This window comes from Martelella alba, assembly GCF_006516955.1.
Lineage (GTDB): Bacteria > Pseudomonadota > Alphaproteobacteria > Rhizobiales > Rhizobiaceae > Martelella > Martelella alba.
On sequence record NZ_VHLG01000004.1, the window covers coordinates 42,345 to 68,926 of the forward strand.

General features: G+C 58.1%; 20 protein-coding genes. 11 read left to right on the forward strand and 9 right to left on the reverse strand.

Going from position 1 to position 26,582, the window contains the following annotated elements; all coding sequences use genetic code 11:
• The gene (locus tag FJU08_RS08925) at positions 1-1,203 is read right to left on the reverse strand and encodes a BaiN/RdsA family NAD(P)/FAD-dependent oxidoreductase (protein WP_141148660.1); all 1,203 of its coding nucleotides are present in this window, start codon (positions 1,201-1,203) and stop codon (positions 1-3) included.
• Positions 1,204-1,332: 129 nt separating this feature from the next.
• Between FJU08_RS08925 and FJU08_RS08930 the strand changes: the two genes are divergently transcribed.
• From FJU08_RS08930 to FJU08_RS08960, 7 genes are all read left to right on the forward strand, one after another.
• A complete protein-coding gene (locus tag FJU08_RS08930; protein WP_141148661.1) occupies positions 1,333-2,769 on the forward strand; it encodes a glutamine synthetase family protein in 1,437 nt (478 codons plus the stop codon).
• A gap of 127 nt (positions 2,770-2,896) precedes the next feature.
• The gene (locus FJU08_RS08935) at positions 2,897-4,186 is read left to right on the forward strand and encodes an NAD(P)/FAD-dependent oxidoreductase (RefSeq protein WP_141148662.1); all 1,290 of its coding nucleotides are present in this window, start codon (positions 2,897-2,899) and stop codon (positions 4,184-4,186) included.
• Positions 4,187-4,266: 80 nt separating this feature from the next.
• On the forward strand, positions 4,267-5,745 hold the full coding sequence (gene zwf, locus FJU08_RS08940) for a glucose-6-phosphate dehydrogenase (RefSeq protein WP_141148663.1): 1,479 nt from the start codon (positions 4,267-4,269) through the stop codon (positions 5,743-5,745).
• 28 nt (positions 5,746-5,773) lie between these two features.
• Positions 5,774-6,469, forward strand: coding sequence for a 6-phosphogluconolactonase (gene pgl / locus FJU08_RS08945; protein WP_141148664.1), 696 nt, complete (start codon positions 5,774-5,776; stop codon positions 6,467-6,469).
• 55 nt (positions 6,470-6,524) lie between these two features.
• On the forward strand, positions 6,525-8,345 hold the full coding sequence (gene edd, locus FJU08_RS08950) for a phosphogluconate dehydratase (protein WP_141148665.1): 1,821 nt from the start codon (positions 6,525-6,527) through the stop codon (positions 8,343-8,345).
• Between the two features lie 366 nt (positions 8,346-8,711).
• Positions 8,712-9,395: an outer membrane protein gene (locus FJU08_RS08955; protein WP_141148666.1), complete on the forward strand. Its 684-nt coding sequence runs from the start codon at positions 8,712-8,714 to the stop codon at positions 9,393-9,395.
• Between the two features lie 460 nt (positions 9,396-9,855).
• A complete protein-coding gene (locus FJU08_RS08960) occupies positions 9,856-10,578 on the forward strand; it encodes an outer membrane protein (RefSeq protein WP_141148667.1) in 723 nt (240 codons plus the stop codon).
• A gap of 170 nt (positions 10,579-10,748) precedes the next feature.
• Here the strand turns inward: FJU08_RS08960 and FJU08_RS08965 are convergent, their stop codons facing one another.
• From FJU08_RS08965 to FJU08_RS08985, 5 genes are all read right to left on the reverse strand, one after another.
• Complete coding sequence (locus FJU08_RS08965) at positions 10,749-11,852, reverse strand: ABC transporter ATP-binding protein (RefSeq protein ID WP_141148668.1); 1,104 nt, start codon at positions 11,850-11,852, stop codon at positions 10,749-10,751.
• Between the two features lie 16 nt (positions 11,853-11,868).
• Entirely contained in the window at positions 11,869-13,539 is a 1,671-nt protein-coding gene (bglA, locus tag FJU08_RS08970) for a beta-galactosidase BglA (RefSeq protein ID WP_141148669.1), read from the reverse strand.
• A 43-nt stretch (positions 13,540-13,582) separates the two neighbouring features.
• On the reverse strand, positions 13,583-14,731 hold the full coding sequence (locus FJU08_RS08975) for a carbohydrate ABC transporter permease (RefSeq protein ID WP_141148670.1): 1,149 nt from the start codon (positions 14,729-14,731) through the stop codon (positions 13,583-13,585).
• Position 14,732: 1 nt separating this feature from the next.
• Entirely contained in the window at positions 14,733-15,713 is a 981-nt protein-coding gene (locus tag FJU08_RS08980) for a carbohydrate ABC transporter permease (protein ID WP_407943698.1), read from the reverse strand.
• Between the two features lie 167 nt (positions 15,714-15,880).
• The gene (locus FJU08_RS08985; protein WP_141148672.1) at positions 15,881-17,242 is read right to left on the reverse strand and encodes an ABC transporter substrate-binding protein; all 1,362 of its coding nucleotides are present in this window, start codon (positions 17,240-17,242) and stop codon (positions 15,881-15,883) included.
• Between the two features lie 291 nt (positions 17,243-17,533).
• On the opposite strand from FJU08_RS08985, the gene FJU08_RS08990 reads away from it, so the two are divergent.
• Positions 17,534-18,556 carry a LacI family DNA-binding transcriptional regulator gene (locus tag FJU08_RS08990; protein WP_141148673.1) on the forward strand — a complete coding sequence of 341 codons (1,023 nt, stop codon included), beginning with the start codon at positions 17,534-17,536 and terminating at the stop codon, positions 18,554-18,556.
• 39 nt (positions 18,557-18,595) lie between these two features.
• Here FJU08_RS08990 and FJU08_RS08995 read toward each other — a convergent pair whose 3' ends face one another.
• Together FJU08_RS08995 and FJU08_RS09000 are read right to left on the reverse strand one after the other, a co-directional pair.
• Complete coding sequence (locus FJU08_RS08995; protein ID WP_141148674.1) at positions 18,596-18,850, reverse strand: ArsR/SmtB family transcription factor; 255 nt, start codon at positions 18,848-18,850, stop codon at positions 18,596-18,598.
• Between the two features lie 60 nt (positions 18,851-18,910).
• Complete coding sequence (locus FJU08_RS09000) at positions 18,911-20,503, reverse strand: peptidoglycan L,D-endopeptidase MepK (protein WP_181409791.1); 1,593 nt, start codon at positions 20,501-20,503, stop codon at positions 18,911-18,913.
• Between the two features lie 335 nt (positions 20,504-20,838).
• Between FJU08_RS09000 and FJU08_RS09005 the strand changes: the two genes are divergently transcribed.
• A complete protein-coding gene (locus tag FJU08_RS09005; protein WP_141148676.1) occupies positions 20,839-22,686 on the forward strand; it encodes a M3 family oligoendopeptidase in 1,848 nt (615 codons plus the stop codon).
• 149 nt (positions 22,687-22,835) lie between these two features.
• Entirely contained in the window at positions 22,836-23,747 is a 912-nt protein-coding gene (locus tag FJU08_RS09010) for a heme-dependent oxidative N-demethylase family protein (RefSeq protein ID WP_141148677.1), read from the forward strand.
• Here FJU08_RS09010 and FJU08_RS09015 read toward each other — a convergent pair.
• The gene (locus tag FJU08_RS09015) at positions 23,732-24,709 is read right to left on the reverse strand and encodes a hypothetical protein (protein WP_141148678.1); all 978 of its coding nucleotides are present in this window, start codon (positions 24,707-24,709) and stop codon (positions 23,732-23,734) included. The genes FJU08_RS09010 and FJU08_RS09015 overlap by 16 nt on opposite strands.
• A gap of 311 nt (positions 24,710-25,020) precedes the next feature.
• On the opposite strand from FJU08_RS09015, the gene FJU08_RS09020 reads away from it, so the two are divergent.
• Positions 25,021-26,466: a homospermidine synthase gene (locus tag FJU08_RS09020; protein ID WP_141148679.1), complete on the forward strand. Its 1,446-nt coding sequence runs from the start codon at positions 25,021-25,023 to the stop codon at positions 26,464-26,466.
• Positions 26,467-26,582: the final 116 nt, after the last annotated feature.

Here is a 26,582-nt window from a genome sequence, read left to right on the forward strand (position 1 = left end):
CTATTCCTCCTGTTCGCCAGCCGCACCGATAGCCGTGCCGGCAGCAAAGCCGGAAGACCAGGCCCACTGGAAATTATAGCCGCCAAGCCAGCCGGTGACGTCGACGCATTCGCCGATGAAATAGAGCCCCGGCACCGTCTTCGCCTCCATGGTCCGGGAGGACAGTCCGCGCGTATCGACACCGCCAAGAGTGACCTCGGCGGTGCGATAGCCCTCCGTTCCGGCCGGCTTGATCCGCCAGTCCTGAACCGAGGCTGCAAGTGTACGCAGGGCCTTGTCCGGCAGATCGGCAAGCGCACCGGAAAGCGCGGCCCTTTCGGCAAAAAACTGTGCCAGCCGCTTCGGCAGATGGGCGGCGAGCGCCGTTACCGGGGTCTGCCGGCCATTGTCGCGCTTGGCCGCGATCAACGCGTCTGCCAGATCGAGATTCGGCAGGATACGGATCACGATCTCTGCACCCGGTTGCCAATAGGATGAGATCTGCAGGACGGCAGGTCCGGACAACCCGCGATGGGTGAAAAGCAGCGCCTCGCGAAAACGCGTTCTGCCGCAGCCAAGCTCCGCCGGAACGCCGATACCGGCAAGCGGTGCCAGCAGCGTCTGCAGGCCGGGCTCCAGCGTGAACGGCACCAGACCGGCCCTTGTTTCGACGAGGCCAAGACCAAACTGTTCGGCCACCTGATAGGAAAGCCCGGTTGCCCCCATTTTCGGGATCGACTTGCCGCCAGAGGCCATGACCAGCTTATCGGCCGTGATGTCGCCCGGCCCCGCCATAAAGCGAAACCGGCCGTCGGCATGGGTAATTGCACCGATCTCGGTCGCAAGCCTGAGATCAACCCTGGCCCGGCGGCATTCGCCGGTCAGCATATCGACGATTTCCTTCGCCGAACCATCACAGAACAACTGGCCAAGTGTCTTTTCGTGATAGGCAATGCCGTGGCGTTCGACCATGTCGATAAAATCAGCTGGCTGGTAGCGCGACAGTGCCGATTTGGCGAAATGCGGGTTTTCGGACAGGTAATTTTTCGGCCCGGCGTGAATATTGGTGAAATTGCAGCGGCCGCCGCCGGAAATGCGGATCTTTTCCCCTGGCGAACGGGCGTGATCAATCAGCACGACGCGCTTTCCCGCCTTACCCGCTGTCAGAGCGCACATCAGCCCCGCCGCACCGGCGCCAATGATCGCGACATCAAAATATTCCATGGCCTGTCCTGCCTTTTACCGCCATCAGGCTTGTCCGTCGGGACGCAAAGAAAGTCAACGTTTCCCCTCGCCAAGTCGCAATGCGCCGCTATGATAGATTGAGATAGCAAACCGCGACCGGCGAGAATCATGCCCAGCAAAAAACCGACACTGAAAACAGCAGGCAAAATCAGCAAATCAGCGGCCACGCCGCCCTTCGTCAGAAATCTCCGCGGCGTTGAGAGCTTCAAGGATGCCGCCAAATGGCTTGGCTATCGCGGCATTGAGGATATCGAATGCATCACCCCCGATCTCGCCGGCGTGCCGCGCGGCAAGATGATGCCGACTTCGAAATTCACTTCCAACACCTCGCTCGCCTTGCCCTCGGCGCTTTACCGGCACACGATCTCCGGCGATTACCCGGAAGAAAGCGGCAATTTCCGCTATGAGCCGCGCGACAGCGACCTGAAACTGGTGCCCGACCTGTCGACACTGTCCGCCGTGCCGTGGGAATCAGACCCGACCGCGCAGGTAATCTGCGATGTCGTTGGCGCCGATGGCCGCGAAGTGGCCTATACACCGCGCAGCGTGCTGAAGCGGGTGATCGACCTTTATGCAGAGCGTGGCTGGAAGGCGGTGGTTGCACCGGAAATCGAGTTTTACCTCGTCGCCCGCAATGATGATCCGGACCTGCCGCTGGCGCCGCCGATCGGCCGTTCCGGCCGGCCGATCGTCGCCGGTCAGGCCTATTCGATCGCCGGCATCAACGAATTCGACGAGCTGATCGATGATATCTATCATTTCTGCGAGGGCCAGGGGCTGGAGATTGACACGCTGATCCATGAGGAAGGTCCGGCGCAGCTGGAAATCAATCTGCGTCACGGCGATCCGCTGGAGCTGGCCGATCAGGTATTCTTCTTCAAGCGCACGATCCGCGAGGCCGCGCTGAAACACGAAACCTTCGCCACCTTCATGGCGAAGCCGATGCAGGGCCAGCCCGGCTCCGCCATGCATATTCACCAGTCGGTCGTCGACATTGAAACCGGTCAGAATATCTTCACGCTGGATAATGGGGATCCGTCACCGGAATTCTTCCATTTCATCGGCGGCATGCAGAAATATGTGCCCTCCGCGCTGGTGATGATGGCCCCCTATGTGAACTCCTACCGACGCCTGACACCTGACATGGCCTGCCCGGTCAACACGGCCTGGGGCTATGACAACCGTACAACCGCCTTCCGCATTCCAGTTTCCGAACCTTCGGCCCGGCGGATCGAAAACCGTCTGCCCAGCTCGGACGCAAACCCCTATCTGGCACTGGCGGCGTCGCTCGCCTGCGGCCTGCTCGGCATCATGAACGCCGTTGACCCATCCGCCCCATCGGCAGACACCGCCAATGAAGGCGCGATCGATCTGCCGCGCGGACTGCTGGAAGCCGTGGCGCTGATGGAGAGCGAGCCGGCACTTGCGACCATCCTGTCCCAGGAATTCATCGATCTTTACGCCGGCATCAAGCGCGGCGAATTTGAGACATTCATGCAGGTCATCAGCCCGTGGGAGCGTGAATTTCTGCTACAAAGTGTCTGAATCGGTTGTATTTTGGCGCAACACTTGCGTTTGGTTAGAAATGGCGACATGTCTGGAGTGAGGCCGGACGTTTAGAAAGGACCGCTCCTGGAACAATGGAACGGCCGGATGTGTGGAGTACCGAGCGATGAAATGGCAAAGTCCGATTGCACCGGGGCTTTCCTGGTATCAGGCGACTGTGCCGGAACGGCTGACCTATCCGGCACTTGACGGTTCGACCAGGGCCGATGTTGCCATTGTCGGCGGCGGTTTTACCGGTCTTCAGGCGGCCTGCCAGCTTGCCAGAGATGGCACCGATGTCGTGCTGATCGATGCAGCCCGCTTCGGCGACGGCGCATCAGGGCGGAATGGTGGCCAGCTCGGCACCGGTCAGAACTGGTGGCCGGAAGAGATGGAAAAGAAGATCGGCTTCGAACGATCCCGGGCGCTGTTCCGGATGGCCGAAGATGCCAAGAGCTTCGTTCTTGATTTTGCCAAGCAGAACGATATTGCCGTTGATTTCAGGCTTGGCCAGATCTCCGTCGCGCACAAACGCAACATGGATTACGACTTTCATCACCATGTTGATGCCATGGCAGAGCGCTATGACTACCCGCATCTGGCCTTTTTAAGCCGCGCCGAAACGGCGCAGAAAATCGGCTCGAAGCGCTATTTTTGCGGCATGCGCGATGGCGGCACCGGCCATATTCACCCGCTAAAGCTTCTGGTCGGCATTGCCAAAGTTGCGGCCAGCGCCGGTGCGCGCCTCCATGAAATGACCAGGGCGGATGATATTGAACAGCGCGACGGAAAGCTGGTGGTCAAGACCGAAACAGGTGAGATTACCGCCGATCGCGTACTGATTGCCGGCAATGGCTATATCGAACAGCATTTCGACGCCAAGACCGCGGCGCGGGTCATGCCCATACGCTCCTTCATTGCCGCCACCCCGCCGCTGAAGGATCACAAGTCGATTCTGCCGGGTGGTGAGTCGGTCGATGACAGTCGCTTCGTCGTGCGCTATTTTCGCAAGACCGTCACAGGAGAACTTCTTTTCGGCGGCCGTGAGGCCTATACGAAAGATGCGCCGGGCGATATTTCCAAACATCTGCGAAGGCAGATTGCTGAAATATTCCCGCAGCTGAGCGACGTGGAAATCACCCATGCCTGGGGCGGTACGATCGGCATCACCATGCCGCGCAAGCCGCTGGTTCACGACATCATGCCCGGCGCTACGGCGATTGGTGGCTTTTCCGGCCATGGTGTGATGCTGTCAAATTACTGTGGTAAGCTCTATGCCGATGAAATCAGCGGACGCAGCACAAGTCTTGAGCTTTACCGCGAACTGGAGATCCCCGCCTTCCCCGGAGGCAGGGCTCTGCGCCGACCGTTACTGTTCCTTGCGCTCAGTTGGTTTGCGCTCCGTGATCGTTTCTGAGACAGCCGTTTTCGAAAAGGGCTGGCTTTTTTAAATCGATTTGATAATAAGTGATCAACCGTTGACGATTGAGAGAACATATGGCCACCAGCAGTCAAATCATCCCCGTCGAACCCTTTGACTATGTGGTTTTCGGTGCCACCGGAGATCTCACCGAGCGCAAGCTCCTGCCTGCACTCTATCACCGACAGATCGCCGGCCAGTTCACCGAGCCGACCCGCATCATCGGGGCGTCCCGCTCCGAACTGACGTCGGAAGACTTCCGCAAACATGCCCAGAAGGCGCTGAAAGAGCACCTCATGCATGGTGAATATGATGATGAGGAAGTCAGGAAATTTCTTGCCCGCATCGAATATGTGCCGGTTGACGCTACCAGCAGCAAAGGCTGGGACGCGCTGAAAAAGCTGCTCGACGAGGGCAAGGATCGCGTCCGCGCCTTCTACATGGCCGTAGCTCCAAGCATTTTCGGGCCGATCTGCGATGGCATCCGCGACCATAAGCTGATCACCAAGCAGACCCGTATCGTGGTTGAAAAGCCGCTGGGGCGCGATCTGGAATCGGCGCTCGCGCTCAACAACATGATCGGCAAGGTCTTCCACGAAGAACAGGTCTTCCGTATCGACCACTATCTTGGCAAGGAAACGGTGCAGAACCTGATGGCACTGCGCTTTGCCAACGCCCTTTACGAGCCGCTGTGGAACGCCAACCATATCGACCACGTGCAGATCACGGTCGCCGAGGAAGTCGGTCTTGAGGGGCGCGCGGGCTATTACGACAAGTCCGGCGCACTGCGCGACATGGTGCAGAACCATATTCTCAACGTGCTCTGCATGGTCGCCATGGAAACCCCATACTCGATGGATTCCGAAGCCGTTCGCGATGAAAAGCTGAAGGTTCTGCGCTCGCTGAAGCCGATCAATGCCGACAATGCCGGCTATCTGACGGTGCGTGGCCAGTATCGCGCCGGCGCCTCCAAGGGCGGTCCGGTCAAGGGCTATCTCGAAGAGCTTGACGGTGAGAGCAATACCGAGACCTTTGTTGCCATCAAGGCCGAGATCGATAACTGGCGCTGGGCCGGCGTGCCATTCTATCTGCGCACCGGCAAGCGTCTTGCCAGCCGCGTCTCGGAGATTGTCATCACCTTCAAGCCGATCCCGCACTCGATTTTCGAACCGGCCGCCGGCCGCATCGTCGCCAACCAGCTGGTGCTGCGCCTGCAGCCGGATGAAGGCGTGAAGCAGTGGCTGATGATCAAGTCGCCGGGCCCGGGCGGTATGCGCCTGCGCCACGTTTCGCTCGATATGGCTTTTGCCCAGGCCTTCGATGTGCGCAATCCGGATGCCTATGAACGGCTGCTGCTCGATGTTATCCGCTCCAACCAGACGCTGTTCATGCGCCGCGACGAGGTTGAAGTGGCCTGGAACTGGGTCGATCCGATCCTGAAAGCCTGGGAAGAAACGAGCCAGCCCGTGCAGGGCTACACAGCCGGCACATGGGGGCCGAGCAAATCCATCGCCCTCATCGAGCGTGACGGCCGGACCTGGCACGAGCCCAACTGACCACAGGACAAAACAGTCAGGATTCGAGATGACCAAGACAATGCACAGTTTTAGCGACCGGTCGGAACTGGCCACCGCCCTGGCCAATGCTGTTGCCGCAAAGCTCGAACTGGCAATTGCAGCAAAGGGAACCGCGTTCATCGCGGTTTCCGGCGGCTCTACGCCGAAGATGTTTTTCCAGACCCTGGCAAACGCACCGATTGACTGGCCGAAGGTCACGATTACGCTTGTCGATGAGCGCTTCGTGCCGGAAGACAGCCCGCGCTCCAACCATAGGCTTCTGACAGACAATCTTTTGACCGGTCCCGCAGCAAAGGCCAGGATACTACCGCTTTACCAACCGGTTGATACCGCCGAACAGGCTGCAGAGATCGTAACCGGCAAGGCGGCAGAGCTTGCGCCCTTCGATGTCGTGATCCTTGGCATGGGAACCGATGGCCACACGGCCTCGTTCTTCCCCGGCGGCGACACACTGGCACGCGCTCTGGACAAGAACACGCCGCCCGGCGTCATGGCACTACATGCCGATGGTGCGGGCGAAGCACGTATGACCTTCACCTTTTCCTCGCTCGAGAATGCGGGCCTTCTGGTTCTGCATATTGAAGGGCAGGAAAAGATGGATGTCCTGAACAAGGCCCTTGATGGCCAGGACGAGACCGAAATGCCGATCCGCGCGGTACTGATGCGGGCCTCGTCTCCCGTGGAAATTTACTGGGCGCCCTGAGCGAAGTATTCATTCAGCCGGGCGCGTCCTTCATCTAACTGATACAGGAAAGCCCATGTCCGCCGATCCTCGCATAGCAAAGATCACCGCTCGTATCATCGAACGGTCAAAACCGACCCGCGAAGCCTATCTTGACCGTGTCAACCAGGCCGTTTCCAAGGGCGTCCATCGTTCTGTCCTGTCCTGCGGAAATCTCGCCCATGGCTTCGCCGTCTGTTCCCCCGCCGACAAGCAGGCATTATCGGGTGATAGCGTGCCCAATATCGGCATCATCACTGCCTATAATGACATGCTGTCGGCACACCAGCCCTTTGAGACCTTTCCCGCACTGATCCGCGAAGCCGCCAGCGAAGCCGGCGGTGTTGCCCAGGTCGCAGGCGGCGTGCCCGCCATGTGCGATGGCGTCACCCAGGGCCAGCCCGGCATGGAGCTATCGCTGTTCTCCCGCGATCTGATTGCCATGGCTGCTGCCGTCGGTCTCTCGCATAACATGTTCGACGCCGCCCTGTTCCTCGGCGTCTGCGACAAGATCGTTCCCGGCCTTGTCATGGCGGCGCTGACCTTTGGCCATCTGCCGACGATTTTCGTACCGGCAGGCCCGATGACCTCCGGCCTGCCCAATGACGAGAAGTCGCGCATCCGCCAGCTCTACGCTGAAGGCAAGATCGGCCGTGCCGAACTGCTTGAAGCAGAATCGAAGTCCTATCACGGCCCCGGCACCTGCACCTTTTACGGCACCGCCAATTCCAACCAGATGCTGATGGAGATCATGGGGCTGCACATGCCCGGCTCCTCCTTCATCAACCCGAATACGCCATTGCGGGATGCATTGACCAAGGAAGCCGCAAAACGTGCACTTGCCATGACGGCGAGCGGCAATGAATTCACCCCGGTCGGGGAAATGCTCGACGAGCGCTCCTTCGTCAACGGCGTTGTCGGCCTGCATGCCACCGGTGGATCGACCAACCACACCATGCATCTTGTTGCCATGGCGCGCGCTGCCGGCATCAAGCTGACCTGGCAGGATATTTCGGAATTGTCCGATGTCGTGCCGTTGCTGGCGCGCGTCTATCCTAACGGCCTTGCCGATGTGAACCACTTCCACGCCGCTGGCGGCATGGGCTTTCTGATCAGCCAGCTGCTGAAAGCAGGCCTGCTGCATGATGATGTCCGCACCGTCTTCGGCGAAGGCATGGCGGCCTATGCAATCGACGTCAAGCTCGGTGAAAATGGCACGGTCAAGCGCGAGCCGATCGGCGAAACCAGTGCGGACCCGAAGGTTCTCACGACGTTTGACAAGCCGTTCCAGGCCAATGGCGGGCTGAAAATGCTCTCCGGCAATGTCGGCAAGGGCGTGATCAAGATCTCCGCCGTCAAGCCCGAACGCCGTATCATCGAAGCCCCCGCCATGATCTTCCACGATCAGCAGGAGCTTCAGGATGCCTTCAAGGCCGGCAGGCTGGACCGCGATTTCATCGCCGTTGTCCGGTTCCAGGGCCCCAAGGCATGCGGCATGCCGGAACTTCACCGCCTCACGCCGCCGCTTGGCGTACTTCAGGACCGTGGCTACAAGGTTGCGCTTGTCACCGATGGCCGCATGTCAGGCGCATCCGGCAAGGTGCCCGCCGCGATCCATGTGACCCCGGAAGCCAAGGATGGTGGACCGATCGCAAAGATCCGAGAAGGCGACATGATTCGCCTCGATGCTGAGACGGGAACACTCGAAGTGCTGGTGCCTGCCGAGGAGTTTGACGCAAGGCCGGCCGTTACCGCGGATCTGTCTCAGAATGAGTATGGCATGGGCCGCGAACTTTTTGCCCCTTTCCGCCAGCATGTCGGCACAGCCGATGAAGGCGCCAGCGTGATTTTCGCCTGACAAGACCATACGATCCCGAACATGAAAGAGGCGCCCGCTACGGGCGCCTTTCCTTTTGCGTGATACCGCGTTTCTTGTCAAAAAGCCCAACAGCCTGCCTGAACACGCTGAAACGGTGATGGTGGCCAGCAGTTCAAAAGAAGCGAAGAACGTCAAAATCATAGTTTCTCCCCATCTGAAACATAGTCCAGCCACTTTTCAATGCATAATGTGTTAGTATAGTTATATCTTTAATATATTTTTACTGTATCACTTAAGCAACACATTGGGATTACAGCAATAGAACGTCGCAAATATAATTGCCTCGACGAAACAACGCTCCTATTTGATCGTTATCGAAATGAACGACAACAGGGAGTTCACTCAATGAAAAAGTTTCTTCTTGCCTCCGCCGCACTGGCCACCATGACTGGCTCCGCTTTTGCCGCTGACATCGTTACGCCTGCTCCGGTTTACACACCGCCGCCGGTATCCACCCCCGTTGCGCAGCAGTTCAACTGGTCGGGCTTCAAGGTCGGTGCCACGGGCGGCTGGAACTGGAATCAGCAGAAGTTCAGCGCCAAGGACATTAATAGCAGCAGCCACGAGAGCAACAGCGGCACGATCGGCGCCTTTGCCGGCTACGATTACCAGTTCAGCAATAATGTCGTCCTCGGTGTCGAAGGTGATGTCACCTACAACCCCGACAACAATGCCAAGTTCACCTACGCACAGGGCCAGAGCGGCAAGATGGGTTACGACTGGGAAGGCTCGATTCGCGGCCGCCTCGGTTACGCCTTTGACAACACCCTGCTCTACACCACGGGCGGCTGGGCCATCGCCGATGGCTACAACCTGGCGAATGGCACCAAGAAAGAAGACACCTACAATGGCTGGACCATTGGTGCCGGTGTTGACTACGCCTTTACCAACAACATCTTCGCACGTGTCGAATACCGTTACACCGACTATGGCAACGGCAGCAGCAGCGACCATGGCAGCCTCGCAGATGTCCAGGGCAAAGACCTGACCTCCAACCGCGTTATGGCTGGTATCGGTGTGAAGTTCTGATTTTGGCCAGCGAACGCGGAGCGCGTTTGCCAGCCAAGCAGGCGGCCGTCCTCCCGGCCGCCTGATTTATACATGGATTTGTAAAATAGCTCCGAGGGGGGGGCTCGGCGCCGTTGCGCCGATGTTGTGGAAAGGCCTGGAGCTTTGCTCCGGGCTTTTCCCGTATGGATTAACTGTCGCCTTTCCCGGCCCAGACAGTCCAACGCAATCTTGCACACCCGCCCCCCCCTTCTGCCAAGGACTTGGCGCCAATCGCAAAAGCCAACGCGAAATGAAAATTTCGAAAAGATACCAACTAAATAAAATTGAAATAACCATAATACATTTCAGTTATATTTACGTATCAATTGAGCAACACAGTCTATTTTAGACCGTATATATTTATAATTATATTTGTTAAATAACATCCTCGCTCATAATCGGTCCTCATCGAAATAAATGATGACAGAAAGCCCGAGAAATGAAAAATATACTTTTGTCTACCGCAATATTAATGACCATGACAGGGTCAGCATTTGCAGCAGATTTTATCACCCCCGAACCGGTCTACACACCCCCGCCGGTCTCCGCTCCCGCCTATAGCGGCCATAACTGGACTGGCTTCAACATCGGTGTCATGGGAGGCTGGAACTGGAATCAAAGCAAGCTCAACCGTTCGAAAACCGGAGATCTGGTCTCCAAGAAAAACAACAATAGCGTGTTTGGCGCATTTGCTGGCTATGACTACCAGTTCAGCAACAATGTTGTGTTGGGTGTCGTTGGTGACATCAACTACAATCCAAACAACAAGACAAGATACTTCAGTTCAACTACCTTCGAAAACCCTCATTTCCAGATATCATCAGCTGCTGGTAACGGCTATAATTGGGAAGGCTCTGTTCGCGGTCGCCTGGGTTATGCCTTTGACAACGCCTTGATCTACGCCACGGGCGGTTGGGCGTTCGCCAACAATATGGTCAGCACGAGCTTGACGGTTAACGATACAACATCGGGCAGCAAACACAGCAGCTTTGACAATGGCTGGACGTTTGGCGCCGGCTTGGATTACGCCTTCACCAACAAGCTCTTCGCCCGTGCGGAATATCGCTACACCAATTTCGGCGAGGGCACCCCTTACTTCGGCGTCAGGTCCAAAGATTTTGTTTCAAACCGCGTCATGTTTGGCATTGGTATGACATTCTGATCGAACAGGGGGGTGACCTGAAGCCATCGCCGCCTGATCTCTCGCCAAATTGTGGGGACAATTTCCCTGGGGGACGTGCGGCGTCTATGATGCCGATACAAGGGAAAGGCCCGGGACATTCTGCTCCGGGCCTTTCCTGTTTTCCGCTCTGGCCTCAAGGGACCAAATGATCAGCCCTTCGGATAGAGATAGCTGCGGCCGCTTTCGTCAAACAGATGCAGCTTGTCAGGCTCGGCGACAAAACGCATCGGATCGCCCGGCTTACCGCCGTGAATGCCCGGAAGCTTGACGATGATCGGGTCATCATCAACCAGCTTGCCTTCAATATAGATCAGCGTCACTTCGCCAAGCGCTTCAAGGATCGAGACGGTTCCCTCAAACAGGAAGTCCTCGCCGACGGCAGCCTCCTGCACATCTTCGGGACGAACACCGAAGGAAACAGGCTTGCCGACATCGCTTTCCGGCGTCTTGACCGGCACCTCGACACGCTTGCCGTCCCTGAGCTCGATCTCCGTTGTGTCTCCGGCCCGTGTGATCACCGCCGGCATGATGTTCATGGCGGGCGAGCCGATGAACTGAGCAACGAAGAGATTGGCCGGACGTTCGTAAAGCTCCAGCGGCGGGCCGACCTGCTCGATATAACCGCCAGACAGAACGACAATCCGATCCGCAAGCGTCATGGCCTCGACCTGGTCATGCGTGACGTAAATCATCGTTGTGTCGGGCATGGAATCGTTGAGCTTGGCAATCTCGATACGCGTTGCGACGCGCAGGGCCGCATCAAGGTTCGACAGCGGCTCATCGAACAGGAACACTTTCGGATTGCGGCAGATCGCACGTCCGATGGCAACACGCTGGCGCTGGCCACCCGAGAGCGCCTTGGGCAAACGATCGAGATAGGGAGTGATCTGCAGCATATCAGCTGCCTTGCGCACCCGCGCATCAATCTCCTGCTTGGTTTCCTTCGCGATCCGCATGCCAAAGGCCATATTGTCATAGACAGACATATGCGGATAAAGCGCGTAGGACTGGAACACCATGGCAATTCCGCGCTTGGATGGCGGAATGTCGTTGACCACCTGTCCGTCAATGAAGATCTCGCCGCCGGAAATTTCTTCCAGCCCCGCGATCATGCGCAGAAGGGTCGACTTGCCGCAGCCCGAAGGCCCGACAAAAACGACAAATTCACCAGGCGTGATATCGAGGTCTACACCATGGAGCACCTCAACCTTGCCATAGCTTTTCTTGACTTGTTTCAGCGTAACGCCAGTCATGTTTCGCCCCTTTCCTTCAGTTTCCAAGGCGGGCGAAGAAAGCGCCCCAGGCCGGAAGTTCAATTGTGCCGCCATCGACCCTGCTGCTAGCAAAGCCGTGCTCCTCCGCACTGAAGGCGACAAGGTTTTCATCTGGCAGGTCCGCCGTCTGGGCTTTTTCTGCCATGTTGAAGAGTGCACAAACAGTTTCACCTTCGAAACTGCGCGTAAATGCCAGTAGCGTGTCGCTGCCTGTCGTCAGGAAAGTGATCTCGCCCTTGGCAAAGGCCGGGTGCTGCCGGCGGAATGCAATGAAACGACGATACTGCTCCAGCACCGAAGCCGTATTGCCCTGCTGCACGTCTACTGACTTCATCACATGTTCAGGCGCCACGGGCAGCCAGGTCTTCTCGGCCGTCGAAAAGCCGGCATTATTGGCGCCGGACTGCCAGACCATCGGCGTGCGGCAACCGTCACGCCCCTTGAACTCCGGCCAGAATTCGATGCCATAGGGATCCTGCAGATCTTCATAGGCAATATCGGCCTCGGTCAGGCCGAGCTCCTCGCCTTCGTAGATGCAGACAGACCCACGCAGCGTCATCAACAGGGCGCCCAGCATCTTGGCATAGGCAACCTCGTCTTCCACCCCCTCGCCCCAGCGCGTCAGATGGCGGATAACGTCGTGATTGGAAAAGGCCCAGCAGGCCCAGCCTTCAGGGGCTGCCGCGTCAAAGGCATTGATCGATTCAATCACCCGCTGTGGCGTCACCTTCTGCGGGGCCAGGAACTCGAAGGCATAACACATCTGCATCTTGTCATTGCCGGACGTGTATTCGCCGACGATCTCAAGCCCGCGCTGCGAATCGCCCACTTCACCCACAGCAGCAATCGCCGGATATTCCTCCATCACCGCCCTGAGACGCTTCAGGAATTCCAGGTTTTCCGGACGGCTCTTGTCATAGACATGAAGCTGATAGTTATAGGGATTAACCGCAGGGGCCGTGCTGTCATTGCGCAGTTCCGGCGCAAGCGGCGGGTTGTCACGCAATTCCTTGTCGCAGAAATAGAAGTTGATCGTGTCGAGGCGAAAACCATCGACACCGCGTTCCAGCCAGAAACGGGCAACATCCAGCAGCGCGTCCTGCACCTCCAGATTATGGAAGTTCAGATCCGGCTGCGAAACCAGGAAGTTATGCATGTAATACTGCAGCCGGCGCGAATCCCACTGCCAGGCCGAGCCGCCGAAGATCGACAGCCAGTTGTTTGGCGCCGAACCGTCGGGCTTGGCATCGGCCCAGACATACCAGTCCGCTTTGGCATTATCGCGGCTGGCACGGCTTTCGACGAACCATGGATGCTGCTCGGATGTATGCGAGAGCACCAGATCGATCATGATCTTGAGGCCAAGACCATGGGCCTTGGCGATCATTTCGTCAAAATCGGCGAGCGTGCCGAACATCGGGTCGATGTCGCAATAATTAGAGACATCATAGCCGAAATCCTTCATCGGCGATGTGAAGAAGGGCGAAATCCAGATTGCATCAGCACCGAGCCCGGCAATATAGTCGAGCCGGTTGGTGATGCCCTTGACGTCGCCGATCCCGTCGCCATTGGTGTCCTGAAAGGAACGCGGATAGATCTGATAGATCACCGCACCGCGCCACCAGTCCTTGTCGACACCCTTGGTTGCTTGTTCGTTGATTGACATTTTCTTGTTCTCGAAACGGTTGAAGCTTTGGGGCCAGGGGCGTTTAGCCGCCCTTGACCGAGCCAGACAGGAGACCACGAACCAGGAAGCGGTTCAGCGCGAAGAAGACACAGAGCGGCACGATCATCGAGACGAAGGCCGAGGCCGTCAGGATTTCCCAGTTGCCGCCACGCGAACCGAGCAATTCGCGCAGGCGGGCCGTCAGCACCAGGGTCTTTTCGCTGTTATCCAAAAAGACGGTTGCAACCAGAAGGTCGTTCCACGTCCACAGGAACTGGAAAATTGCGAAGGAGGCCAGTGCCGGATAGGATAGCGGCAGGATGATCTTGTTGAAGATGGTGAAGTCATTCGCACCGTCGACACGGGCCGATTCCATGATCTCGCGCGGCAGACCGGCGATATAGTTGCGTAGCAGATAGATCGCCAGCGGCAGACCGAAACCCATATGCGCCAGCCATATGCCGACATAGGTCTTTGAGGGCACGCCAAAGAAATTGCCAATGCCATTATACATTCGCAGCAGCGGGATCAGCGACATTTGCAGCGGAACAACCAGAAGACCGACAACAATAGCCAGCAGCAGGTTGCGCATCGGAAACTTCATCCATGCCAGTGCATAGGCTGCATAGGCGGCAACCAGAATCGGGATCACCGTCGATGGCAGCGCCACCGTGAGCGAGTTCAGGAAGGACTGGCCGATGCCCTCAGAGCCAAGAACATTGCGATAATTATCCAGCGTGAAAACCGGCGGCGTCGTTGCCGTGATGAAGATGCGCTGGCCGCGCTTGCCCTCAAAGGCGGTCGGCGAGGCGATGGTGAAATCGCCATTCTTGGCCACAGTCAGCGTCTGGCCGTCCTTGAGATCGGCCGTGTCGCCAACATTGTACTCATCGGGCTTCAGCGACGATGTGCCGAAATGGGAGACATGGCCCTTTCCGCCTTCCAGCGCATTGCCGGTGATGATGAAGGTGCCGTCTGCCTGCTCGATCTGGGCATCAGCGGCTGGAGCGCGGTAGACGAGGTTCTGCGTCGAGGACGACAGCGCCGTCCACCAGCCGGACGCGACGATCTGATCCTTGTCACGCAGCGACGTCACAAGCAGACCGAATGTCGGCACCGTCCACAAGATCACCAGCAGAAGCACGGTGATATGCGAGAACCAGACCAGGGGCGATTTTTTATGGGCATGCATATCAGCGCCCCTCCATCTGCTTGTTCGCATTGCGAATGTTCCAGACCATGATCGGAATGACGAGGACCATGATGACAACGGCGATTGCCGCGCCACGGCCAAAGTCACCGCCACCGCGGAACATCCAGTCGAACATGAGATTGGCAAGCACCTGCGTATTCCACTGGCCGTTGGTCATGGTGAGAACGATATCGAAAACCTTCAGCACGGTGATGGTGATCGTGGTCCAGACCACGGCGATCGTCGGATAGATCTGCGGGATCATGATCTTGAAGAAAATCTGAAAGCCGTTGGCGCCATCGATAACGGCCGCTTCGATCGTTTCTTCAGGAATACCGCGCAGCGCCGCTGACAGAAGCACCATGGCGAAGCCCGTCTGGATCCACAACAGGATGATCATCAGGAAGAAATTGTTCCAGAATGGCGTCGCGATCCACACCTGTGGATCACCGCCAAACCCGACAACAATGGCGTTCAACAGGCCGATCTGGTCACTGCCAGCACCGCGATAGTCATAGACGAACTTCCAGATCACCGCCGCACCGACAAAGGAAATGGCCATCGGCATGAAGATCATCATCTTGGCGATATTGCCCCACCAGATGCGGTCGGTGAGCCAGGCGATAACGAGCCCGAAGAAGGTCGACATGGCCGGCACAAAGACCAGCCACAGCAGATTGTTGATTACGGATTCACGGAATTCGGTATCCCCGAACATCCATTTGTAATTGGCGAGACCGACCCAGTTATTGCCCGAAGCATCGCTCAACGAATATCCGACCGAGGCTACGACGGGATAGACGAGATAGACACCGAGCGAGAGAAGCGCCGGGCCGAGAAACAGCCAGGGGCGGATATAGCCAGAGACACGCAGATTGCGTGCGCCGGTGGCCGGATCGGGCGTGTTCGACGGAAAGATCAGGTCCAGAACCTTGTTGGTGACATAAAAATAGGCCACCGCCGCAAGGACACCCACCACCATCGTCGTTAAGGCAAAGAGGATTTGTTGCACGAGTCTTCAACTCCCTAGGTTCGCCTGCTTTCTTCGAGCGGGAACGACACCCATTTGAAAACCTCGCCAGGCCTGAAGCCAACCGGGCCGGTCGAAACCGGCCCGGGGAATTTCAGCATCCTGACAGAACTAGCAGTTTACTGCTTGATGGCGTCCCAGGACTTCTGGATCTGGTCAGCAACATCTTCGGCACTCTGGCCGCCGACATAGTCTACCATACCCGTCCAGAAAGCGCCCGCACCGATCTTGCCCGGCATCATGTCGGAACCATCGAAGCGGAAGGTCGTGGCCTGTGTCAGGATCTCACCTTCGCCGCGCAGCGTGTCATTGGCATAAGCCTCGGGATTGACACCCTTGAACGGCGTCAGGAAGCCCGACTGAGCCATCCAGACTTCATGCGCAATCGGCGTTTCCAGGAACTGGATGAACGCCTCGGCTGCCGGGCTGTCCTTGGTGATACCGAACAGCGTGCCGGCACCTTCTACAGGCGAACCAAGATCCTTGCTCTCATAGGGCGGGAAGTAGAAGAAATCGGCATCCGTGCCAAGCTCCACATCATCCGGGAAGAAGGACGGGATGAAGGATGCCATGTGATGCATGTAGCACTTCGGCGGCGAGGTGAAGAGACCCTTCGGACTGTCGCGGAAGTCGGTTGCGGCAACGGCTGCCGTACCGCCGTCTACGAACTTGTCGTTCTTGGCGAACCAGCCGAAATCCTTGATCGTGTCAACGACACGCGGATCATTGAAGGGGATTTCGTTGGTGACCCACTGGTCATAGACTTCCGGCGGCTGATTGCGCAGCATCAGATCTTCCACCCAGTCCGTTGCCGGCCAGCCGGTCGCAGCGCCCGAGCCAAGCCCGATGCACCAAGGCGTGCCGCCATCGTCAACGATCTGCTGGGTCAGCGCCTTCAGCTCTTCCATCGTCTTTGGTACTTCATAGCCGGCATCGGCAAAGTTGTCCGGCACATACCAGACCAGAGACTTCAGATCGGCCTTGTAGGGGAACACATAGAGAGCCTTTTTCCCGTCAGGACCGGGATAGGTCGAGAGGCTGACCCAGCTTTCGCCAGCAGCGTAATTGTCCTCTAGGAACTTCGCCGTATCGGCCGGAAGCGGCGTCAGCAAGCCCTTGGCTGCAAGGTCAGCGGCAAGGCCCGGCTGCGGGAACACGGCAATATTGGCCGGGCTGCCCGCCTGGGTATCGATCACGATCTGCTGTTCGAACGAGTCCGAGCCGGCATAATTGACCGTGACACCCGTCGCTTCCTCGAAATAGGCCAGAACGCTCGTGAAGAGGTCCTTGTCAGGACCGAGCCAGGGACCGAAAATCGACAGGGTCTGCCCCTTAAGGTCCTGATGATCTTGCGAAAACTGCGTGAAGCTGTCCCAGTTAAAACGGGAATCTTCACCAGGTGCGAATTTGAGATCGGCGGAATGCGCGGCACCAACAAACAGTGCCAGCGTGGCAGCGCCGGTCAGAAGAACTTTTTTCATGTGATTTACCTCCCATCACATTCAGGCCGAAGGGGCCAAATCTTGTCATTAAACGCTTTCTCCAAAGCGCTTTGACAATAGCTGAGAATTCTCGCCTGCGGCCTCCGAGTCAACCCCTTTCGCGTAAAATGACCATTTTTTTGCCAAACACAGTCCAAAATTGCGGAATTTCCCATTCCTTTGTGATATTTTCCCTTTTCCCCTGCCCCATTCCATTGTTAAAAACTCAAAACGCTTTGAAGAATGCGGGAACGTTGGAGCATCTTCGATAGCGTCAAGGAGGATGTGGGAGTGAACCTTAAGCAACTGTCTTCGCTGCTCGGGCTTTCGCCGACAACGGTGTCGCGCGCACTGAATGGCTATCCGGAGGTCAATACCGCGACGCGCGAGCGCGTTTTGAAGGCTGCGCGCGAGACCGGCTACCGCCCGAACCGCACGGCCCAGCGCCTTGCGACCGGAAAGGCCGGATCCATCGGCCTGTTGATGCCCGTCGGCGCGGATGTCATGTCAGACCTCCATTTCGGCGAGTTTCTGAGCGGCGTCGGCGAAACCGCACGCGAGGAGGATTTTCACCTCGTCATCATGCCGTCCGACCCTGCAGACGAGGTCAGCGCATTGCGCAGCCTTGCGACCAGCGGCAATGTCGACGGCCTGTGCCTGGCCTATATCCGCGAGAATGACTCACGCGTCGACATGATGCATTCTTTTGGCCTGCCCTTCATCGTGCATGGGCGCTTCTTCGACACCAACCTGCCCTATCCATGCCTTGATGTCGAAAATGAGAATGCCTTTTATGATGCGACACGCCTGCTTTTACAGCTGGGCCATCGGCGCATCGGCCTGATCAATGGCGATGAACAGTTCGGCTTTGCCATCCGCCGCCGCGACGGCATGATCCGCGCTCTGACGGAAATGGGGCTGAGCCTGGAACGTGAATTACACATGCCTGTCAAAATGACGGAGGCCGCCGGCCAACAGGCCGCCATGACGTTTTTGTCACTTCCTGACGCCCCCACGGCCATGCTGTGCTCCAGCATGGTCCAGGCGCTTGGCGCCGTGCGGGCCGTCTCGCAGGCAGGCCTGGTGCTCGGCCGCGATGTCTCGTTGATTTCCTACGACGATGTCCTGCCGCTTCTGCGGCCGGAAAATTTCATTGTTCCGTTGACGACCACGCGATCATCGCTCAAGGCCGCTGGCAGGCGCATCGCCGAAAGATTGATCCTTCGGATCAATTCTATTGAAAAGGATGATTTTCAGGAGCTGTGGCGCCCCGAGCTTATTGTGCGGGCCTCAACCGGCCCGGCACCGCATTAAGTCTACCCACGGGCCAGCAAGGGCCCGAGGGCAGCCCGGTCAAAACTGGTGAATCCACACACTCAGCTTGGCAAAGCCTTCGGGGTTTATCGAATAGAACCGCTTTGTGCCGACCGGCGTTACGCTGACAAGATTGCTGTCAAGCAGGGCCTTGAGATGCTGAGAAACAGCAGGCCTGCTGATTGGCAACCCGTCAGAGAGTTCCGTGACGGTTTTCGGTTCGCGCCGCAACGCCATCAGCAGATGGCGGCGGTTTGGATCGGAAATAGCAACAAAAGGATCGAATCGGGTCATGGGGCGCAATTTACGTAAAAAAGATACAACCCACAACTAAAATTTGATCGACATGCAACCTTAGAAACGACCGCTGTCGAAGTTCGTGACAGAAGGTGAGCGACGGGGCACATGGCCCGGATCAAGCACCACAGCCGCCTCGGCCCGTGCCGGCCCGAACAGCTGTCTCTTCGGCGTTGCGACAGGTCTCTCAACGGCGACAACAGCATAATCCGCGTCGCTGACGCGTCCGCCACGGTCGACGTTTACATTTCCACTTTGCAGTGCAGCAAGTGCAACATCAGACTGGAAAACGCTTCGGAAATCATCTGCCTCGGCATTTGCGGCGGCAATATTATCCATCGCATCCAGCTGTTCTGCCAAGGCGACACGGGCAGCGACCCGCGGATCGCGAATCGGCATCGGCACATCTGCAGCGTCGGCGAACACGGCGGTCGCAGTCGGATTGATCGCTGTCCCCGCCTCGTCCCCCACACGCGGGCTTGGCAGTGGCACAGCATCGCCACCACGCATGATCGCGGCGTCGGCAGCAGCCTCGCCTTCATCCAGCAAGGCAACCTCAACCGGTGCCCCGGCATCAATCGTCGTCCCCGACGCAGTTTCAAGCGCAGAGGGCCGCCCCGCCGGCAGCGGCACAGCAGCAAGGGCGGCAACGGCCGGCGCAGCTTCCGATGGCGACGGATCGACCAGCGCCAACGCCGCTCCTGCCCCGGTTTCAACAGAACCCGGACGCGCCTGTGGCACCGGCACATCGATACCATCAAAGGAAACGGATGCGGTCAGCACCTCGACCGGATCAGGCGCGGGCGCGGGCGGCGCAGGCTGCGCTGCGACCGCCGCGGCCGGCTGAGGCCGGCTCTGCGGTGCTGCAGGCTCACTCTTGTTGTTGCGACCGAATAGCCGCGCAATCAGGCTCGGGGATTCATCTTCGTCACCATCATCGGCGCTTGCAACGAGAATGGCACCGGGCGTGCTGACAGAGCCCTTGGCCTTATATTCGGCCAGCGCCTCGGCATAACCTGGCAGCGGCTTTCCGTCGGCCGGCAGATGCAGCGTGTGGCCGTTGGGAAAGAGCTGAACCAGTTCCGACCGGCTCATCCGCGGCCAGGCCCGGACGCTTGCCACATCCAGATGGACGAAAGGCGAGCCCGAGGTCGGATAATAGCCGACGCCACCATCCTGCATTTTCATCGCCGTTGCGCGCAGGGTTTTCAGCGGAATGCCGGGAATGAAGAAATCCATCGCCTTGCCCTGCATATGCTGGCTGTTCTTGGCGACACCCACCGTGGTCTTGCGCAGCATCGAATTGGTGGCCGGAGAACGGTAGGCCGAAACGACGTTGATATAATCCTTGGCGCCGACCTTCTGATAAACTTCCCAGACCAAATCAAACAGGCGCGGGTCCATCTTCGTCGGCTCGTTATGGCGCCAGTCGCGCAGGAACCAGTTGAGCTGCTCGAGCCCCTTCTTGTCATAGCGCCCGTTGCGCTTGAAGGTGATCTCGGCCTTCTCGCCGGTGTGAATATAATAGAGTTTGAGCGTGCGCGTCTCCGCCCGTGCACCGGCTGTTCCGAAACCGCACAGGCAGGCGAGCGCGAGCGTCACGATCGCGAGAAGCCTTGCGTGCGTTGCAAAGAATTTACCGATGAGCAAAACCCAAACTCCCTCTCGGGCGCACCAGACCATCTTCGGTTCCCCACACCGGTACAGTCAGTCTGCAGCCACGAATACGCAGTACAATCTCATTGTTTGCCGTTCCAATGAGGCGCAAACGCGGCAACAAAGCCCCCCATCACTTGTCCCAAGTCGTTATGGTCAACATTGGTTTAACGGCATTAGAGGATTTCTACAATCTTATCCTTTAGTAACCGTTAAACGCCGTGACACGTGTCAATGCTTCGAAACATCCCTTGCGAGGGGAACGCCGAAACCATAAATCTGCCTGACGAACGCAATAACACGTCCGATACAGATGAAAGGCAGATCCGATGATGCACCCACATCCCCCCTTCGCCGCGACTGAAACCTCTGCCGGGGCAGAAACGGAAGAGGCTCTGGGTCAGCTTCCCGTCTGGGATCTCAGCCACCTCTATCCTGCACCTGATTCTGTCGAATTCAAGCAGGCATTCGACAATGTCTCCACTCAGGCGCGAGATTTTTCAGCCCGATTTCGCGGAAAACTCGCTGACGCCGCAACGGCAACGGGTCCGGACGGGCTTGGAACGGCCGTTGCCGCCTATGAGGCGATTGGCGATACGCTCGGACGGATCGGCTCCTTTGCCGGCCTGGCCTATTATGCCAATGCGGCCGATCCGGAATTGCGCAAATTTTTCGGCGACACCTCCGCCCGCATCACCGAAATCTACAGCGACCTGCTGTTCTTCGAACTGGAACTGAACCGGCTGGATGAAGAGGTCGTCGAAAAGGCCCTGAAATCCGATCCCGCCTTCGGCCATTACCGCCCCTGGGTGAGTGATCTGCGTCTGGAAAAGCCGCATCAGCTGGATGACAAGACCGAGCAGCTGTTCATGGAAAAATCCATGACCGGCGCCCAGGCCTTCAACCGGCTGTTCGACCAGACCATGGACAGCCTGCGCTTTGACGTTGACGGAACAGAAATGCCGCTGGAAAAGACGCTAAACCTTCTGACCGACACCAAGGAGCCGGTGCGCCACAAGGCCGCGGATGCGATTTCGAAGACATTGCGGACCAATCTGCCCACATTCGCGCTGATCACCAACACGCTGGCCAAGGACACCGAGATCAACAGCCGCTGGCATGGTTTTGAGGATATTGCCGACAGCCGGCATCTTTCCAACCGCGTCGAACGCGAGGTTGTCGATGCGCTGGCAACCGCCGTGCAGGAAGCCTATCCGCGCCTGTCGCACCGCTATTATGCCATGAAGGCAAAATGGCTCGGCATGGAACAGATGAATTTCTGGGATCGCAACGCGCCGCTGCCGGAAAGCAATGAGCGGCTGATCGGCTGGGATGAAGCCCGCGACACCGTGCTTTCTGCCTATGGCGCCTTTTCGCCCGACATGGCGGCAATTGCGAAGCGCTTCTTCGACGAGCAGTGGATTGATGCCCCCGTACGCCCCGGCAAGCGCACCGGTGCCTTTGCCCATCCAACTGTCCCGTCAGCCCATCCCTATGTGATGCTGAACTATCTCGGCAAACCGCGCGATGTCATGACGCTTGCTCACGAACTCGGCCATGGCGTCCATCAGGTTCTCGCTGCACAACAGGGCGCGCTGATGTGCTCCACGCCGCTGACACTGGCCGAGACCGCCTCGGTCTTCGGCGAGATGCTGACCTTCCGGGCATTGCTGAACCAGACGACAGACAAGGCGACCCGCAAGGCGATGCTGGCGCAGAAGGTGGAGGACATGATCAACACCGTTGTCCGCCAGATCGCCTTCTACCTGTTTGAGCGCAAGGTCCACACCGCCCGCCGCGAGGGCGAGCTGACCGAAGACCAGATCTGCGACATGTGGATGTCGGTTCAGGGCGACAGCCTCGGTCCGGCGATCAAGCTCAGCGAGGGCTATGAGACCTACTGGGCCTATATCCCGCACTTCATCCACTCGCCCTTCTATGTCTATGCCTATGCCTTTGGCGATTGCCTGGTGAACTCGCTCTATGCGGTCTACCAGAATGCCGAGACCGGCTTCCAGGACAAGTATTTCGATCTGCTGCGTGCCGGCGGTACCAAGCATCATACAGAACTTCTGAAGCCGTTCGGCCTTGATGCCTCCGACCCCGCCTTCTGGGGCAGGGGCCTGTCGATGATCGAAGGCTTGATCGACGAAATCGAAGCGCTCGACCGCGCCTGATCACACTTTCCACATCGCCTGCGGCTGGACCGTCAAAATCCGGCCGCTGGCACCCTCCGCCATATTGCGCAGAAGCGTCACTTTGCGCAAAACTCCCCTCACATGATCGGCAGCCTCGCCTGGATGCCGCAAGCAGGGGAAATTCAGAAATGCCCGTCGCCGAAGAAGCAAGCCTGCCCCGCCACATGCCCTATGGTGGCACGCAGAGGCCTTTTTCCATCGGCCTCTCCGCCCTGCCCCCGAGCCAGTGGATCGAGCCCGATCACGAACTTTCACGCTACCTCGATGAGAAACGGCAGCTCCTGCAGCAGGATTTTTCAGGCGTGTTCCGCGCCACGGAAGACAGCCAAGCCGCACAGGCCGAGGCGCTTGCCATGCTGGCCGATCATCTCGCCACCGACCATGCCGACATTTACCGCCGCGATGGCGGCCACATGACCATGGCGGGTCAGACCGTCGATCTCTGCGACAACACCTTGCCGCCTCTGCTGCGAGCCGGGTTGATGGTGCAGGACGATCTGGCAATCCTCATTCGCGATCAGGACAGCTGGCGCCTGGCCGCCGGCTTCGTCGCCTTTCCCTCATCATGGTCGCTGGCCGAAAAGGCCGGCCGGCCGATGGAAGAGGTTCACGCCAACGTTCCGGGCTTTCAGAGCGGCACGCGCAACGCAAAGCTGGTGAACCGGATCTTTGACAATCTCCAGACTGATCTGCCGGCAAGCCGCCTCAACTGGTCTTTCAAGGGATCGCCAAGCCTTGCCATGCCGGTTTCCAAACATCTCCGGGATGATCCCTTCAAGCCGGTCTTTCCAATCGAAAACAACTTCCTGCGGGTCGAGCGCCAGACATTGCGCCGCCTGCCGGAGACAGGTGCCATTCTCTTCACCATCCGCATCTATGCCGATCCGCTGACGGCCATTGCCCGCCACCCGGACAAGAGCGCAATCGCGGCAGCGATGATCGCCAAGCTTGAAAATCTCTCGCCCGAAGAACGCAGCTACAAGGACATGTCCGACAGCAATATCGCAGCGCTGATCGCCTATCTTCAAACCTTGCTCTGAGCCTCTGTCAGGCTCTTCGTCGCAGCGGGATCCACCGCGCCGACAATCCGGCGCAGAAGATCGAACCAGAAGGGCGCGCCAAGCGAAATGGCAACGGCCGTCAGCGTGAGGCCGAATATCTTTCGCAACCCGGCCAGCAGCAATTGCCAGCCCCGGGTGGAAAGAAGCGGATCGCCACGCCAGCCGAGCGAGGCCGGCGACACGGCGGCGAGCATCGTCTCAGCCTGTGCCCTGTAACATTTCATCTGATCCAGGTCGCTGTGAGCCGCCTTCACTGCCGGCGTGGCACAGTGATCTGCAAGCAGCCTGTCATTTCCGGCAAAATCCAGCGCCGCCGTCACCATCGCATCACGCGCTCCGGCATCAATGGAGAGATGGTCCACCATGCCCAGCGTATCGGCATTGAGCGCGGTGGCGAGCCCAAATCCCAGCAGAAAGCAGACGAGACGCTGCCGCCGCCGATAGGCATCAGACAGGCGCGTCATCGTCGCATCATACCAGTGGCCGAGATCCGCCTCGACCGCCTTCATCGTGCCTTCCCCGGTAGCCATAATGGCACGGAGCGCGCTGCCGAGATTTGTCTTCTCCGACACTTTGCTGGCCGCCAGCCGCAGCCGCGCGACTTCTGACCCGGCCCTCTGCCCCTCATCCTCCACCGTTTCCATCAGGGCTGAGAGCAGCGCGCGCGCAAAAAGGGCAGTATCGATAAAGGCGGGATAGTGCGTCGTCCGGCCAGCCTTTTCACCCCCGCCACCTGAGGAAACCCCGCCCGGCACGAGACCACAGCGCATGGTCCGCTCGCGTATCACCGCATCATCAATCATGGCCTCGATAGCGCTTCTCAACATTTTCTCCCTGTCACGCAACACCGCCGACAGAACGGAACTAGCTGAGGTCACAACAAGGCTCAGAACAAGAAAAATGGCAATAATAGAAATCGCGACACCGACGTAAATACCCATCAATCCCCCTCGATGGACATGTATTTTTTTGGAAAAATACTACAAAAATGCAAAACATCATTCACATAAAATCGAATTTAATGGATTTTATGGCAAAAATTCAATCACATGAACCGATAATACTCTCTTCTTGATCCGCATTGTCGCAGACAGCAAAAGAGCATCCCGCATCGTCAAATATGCTTTACTATCGCCCTATAGTGTGGTTCCGCTAAGCCGGAACAGACGGCAGGCGGCTGAGCCTTGTCATTGATTTCGCAGCATGTTCAAATTCACCGGTCATGAACCGGGAAGAGCAGAAGGACAGGGAAATGCAAACAGACTACCCGATCTACGCCGAAATCACCGGTCCCATCGTGATGATCGGTTTCGGTTCCATCGGCCGCGGCACGCTGCCGTTGATCGAACGCCATTTCCGCTTTGACAAGTCCCGCATGGTCATCATTGATCCTAATGAGGAAGCTGCGAGCCTGGCAACGGCCCATGGCGTGCGCTTCATTCATGCCGCCGTCACCAAAGACAATTACGAAGAACTGCTCGAGCCGCTTCTGACCCAGGGGGGCGGACAGGCCTTCTGCGTCAATCTGTCGGTCGATACCTCCTCGCTTGATATTCTGAAGCTGTGCCGTTCCGTCGGGGCGCTTTACATCGATACCGTCGTGGAACCCTGGCTTGGCTTCTATTTCGATACCGAGGCTGGCAATGAGGCCCGGACCAATTACGCGCTGCGTGAAACCGTGCGCAAGGAAAAGCGCAAGCACCCCGGCGGCACGACAGCTGTTTCCTGCTGTGGCGCCAATCCAGGCATGGTCTCCTGGTTCGTCAAGCAGGCACTGGTGGATCTCGCCCGCGAAACCGGCCGCGATTTCATCGAACCCGCCGCCGATGATCGTCAGGGCTGGGCGGCGCTGATGAAAGATGTCGGCGTCAAGGGCATTCACATTGCCGAGCGCGACACCCAGCAGTCGAAATTCTTCCGCCCGACCGGCGTTTTCTGGAACACCTGGTCCGTTGAAGGCTTCATCTCAGAAGGCATGCAGCCGGCCGAGCTTGGCTGGGGCACGCATGAGGAATGGATGCCGAAGAATGGCAAGACCCACAAGAAGGGCTGCAAGGCGGCGATCTATCTGGAACAGCCCGGTGCCAACACGCGGGTGAGAAGCTGGTGCCCGACGCCAGGCCCGCAATATGGCTTCCTCGTCACCCATAATGAATCGATCTCGATCGCCGACTATTTCACCGTCCGCAATGACAAGGACAAGGTGGTCTATCGCCCGACCTGCCATTATGCCTATCACCCGGCCGATGTCGCAGTTCTTTCGCTTGACGAAATGTTTGGCAATGGCGGCAACGCACAACCCGAGCTGAAGGTTCTGGAAGAGCCCGATCTTTTGACCGGTATCGACGAGCTTGGCGTACTGCTCTATGGCCACGAGAAGAATGCCTACTGGTACGGTTCGCGCCTGTCGATCGAGGAAACCCGCAACCTCGTTCCCTATCAGAACGCCACCGCCCTGCAGGTAACCTCGGCCGTACTCGCAGGCATGGTCTGGGCGCTGGAAAATCCCGAAGCCGGCATCGTAGAAGCCGATGAGATGGATTACCGGCGCTGCCTTGAAGTGCAGATGCCCTATCTCGGCCCGGTCGAAGGTCACTACACCGACTGGACCCCGCTCACCGACCGTCAGACCCTTTTCGCCGAGAAGCGCGATGAAAAGGATCCGTGGCAGTTCAAGAACATCCTGGTTCAATTCTGAACCGTCACCGCAGGAATGGATAAAGACCGCCGGACAAGCCCGGCGGTCAGACTGCTGACAAAGCTTTCCAATCCCCACTGGCGTCATATCTGTGCCTGACACAGATATCCAGCAGC